This is a genomic window from Oleiphilus sp. HI0125, assembly GCF_001635355.1.
Genome location: NZ_LWGF01000881.1, coordinates 1 through 2,051 on the forward strand (window position 1 = coordinate 1; position 2,051 = coordinate 2,051).

Genomic DNA, 2,051 nt, shown 5'->3' on the forward strand with positions numbered 1-2,051 from the left:
ACTAATCGTAATATTTTGCTGATCTCGAATTAGCGCGCGTGCTGTCTCTAATGCCTCGTCATCACCTTGTTCTTGGAAACGTTTTTGAAGCGTTCGATATAGCTTAGATGCCTTCTTGCCCATTTTTTTGATGGCTGCTTCTGCTTGCTCTTCAAAACCTGGATCTTTGCCATACAGGTGGTTGAAACGTCGAGCTACCTCGCGCGTTAATTCAACGTGCGCAACCTGATCTGCACCTACCGGAACAAGACCGGCACGGTACACAAGGATGTCGGCGCTTTGAAGTAAGGGATAACCCAAAAAGCCATATGTTGCGAGATCACGCTCTTTAAGTTTCTCTTGTTGATCCTTATAGCTTGGCACTCGCTCTAACCAACCAAGCGGGGTCATCATAGATAAAAGTAAGTGAAGCTCGGCGTGCTCAGGCACGTGAGATTGAATAAACATAGTTGCGTTGCCAGGGTTAATCCCCGCAGCTAACCAATCAATCACCATATCCCAGACGCTTTGCTCAATGTCATAAGGCGCTTCGTAATGCGTTGTGAGTGCATGCCAGTCAGCTACAAAGAAAAAACATTCGTAATCATGCTGCAACTCAACCCAGTTTTTTAAAACACCGTGATAATGCCCCATGTGTAATTTACCCGTTGGGCGCATACCGCTTAACACACGCTGTTGTAATTCAACCGAACTCAAAACTAACTCCTAAGCAAAAAATTAAAGCGCGAGTATACAAGCTTTTATGATACTCGCTAAGGCATTTGTTGTACTTATGCGACTTGGTCTAACGCGCTTGACGCATTGTCACAAACTCTTCTGCGGCTGTCGGGTGAATGCCGATCGTACTATCGAATACAGATTTGGTAGCTCCAGCCTTGATGGCAATTGCGATACCTTGAATAATTTCACCAGAATCAGGACCTACCATATGAGCTCCCAACACTTTATCCGTGTCTTTATCTACAATGAGTTTCATCATACTGCGTTCATTTCGACCACTCATTGTATGCTTCATTGGTTTAAAGCTTGAAGCATATACGTCTACATTAAATGATTCTCGTGCTTGCTCTTCTGTTAAGCCAACCGTACCGATATTTGGTTGGCAAAATACCGCTGTAGGAATATTTTCATAATCAACTGAAGATGGTTTTTTATCAGCAAAAAACAGTTTTGAAAGATACATACCCTCAGCTAAAGCGACCGGCGTCAATTGAACACGGTCAATCACGTCACCAATTGCGTATACACTCGGAACCGACGTTTGGAAGTCATCATTTACGCACACTGCTCCGTTTGGTTTGAGTTCTACGCCTAAGTCTTCCAACCCCAAACCGTCAACTTTAGGCACACGCCCCAATGCTGTAAGAACCAAATCGGTCTGCAAGACCTCGTGGTCAGACAGGTATACTTGATACGAGTCATCGCAATGCGTGACGCTATCGATATTCGTATGAGATATCAGCTTGATACCTTTGTTTTGAACTTGCTCGGCGACAAAATCACGAATTTCTTCATCAAAACCTCGCAGTAGTTTCTCTCCTCGGAATACCACTGTGGTGTCAACACCGAGTCCGTTTAAAATACCTGCGAGCTCTATCGCGATATAACCACCGCCCTGAACAACTGCAGACTTGGGTAATGTATCTAGATAAAAGAATTCATTCGAGGTGATGATGTGTTCATTACCTGGGATGTTCAGCTTGCGAGGCCAACCACCCGTCGCGACCACAATTCGTTCGCTGGTATATTGCTGGTCACCGACTTGAACGATATTCGGCCCAACGAGCTTAGCCGAGCCGTTTATAATCTTAGCTCCGCTATTCTCTAGCAGGTTCTGATAGATGCCGTTCAAACGACCAATCTCTTTGTTCTTGTTTTCACACAAGGTCGGCCAATCGAAATTCAAGTCACCGGAATTTGACCATCCAAATCCCTCACCGTCTTCCAACTCCTCCATGACATGCGACGCATATACGAATAGTTTTTTAGGCACACAACCGACGTTGACACAAGTACCACCAAGATAACGGTCTTCAGCAACCGCAACTTTT

General features: G+C 44.9%; 2 protein-coding genes. Both read right to left on the minus strand.

Annotation, left to right across the window (positions count from 1 at the left end; translation table 11 throughout):
• Window positions 1-696, minus strand: a 696-nt coding sequence (gene trpS, locus A3762_RS15165) for a tryptophan--tRNA ligase (RefSeq protein WP_082869167.1), incomplete at its 3' end; no start/stop codon positions are given.
• A gap of 88 nt (window positions 697-784) precedes the next feature.
• Window positions 785-2,051 (minus strand): glutathione-disulfide reductase (gene gorA, locus A3762_RS15170; protein WP_068756407.1); only part of this gene is annotated, 1,267 nt, incomplete at its 5' end.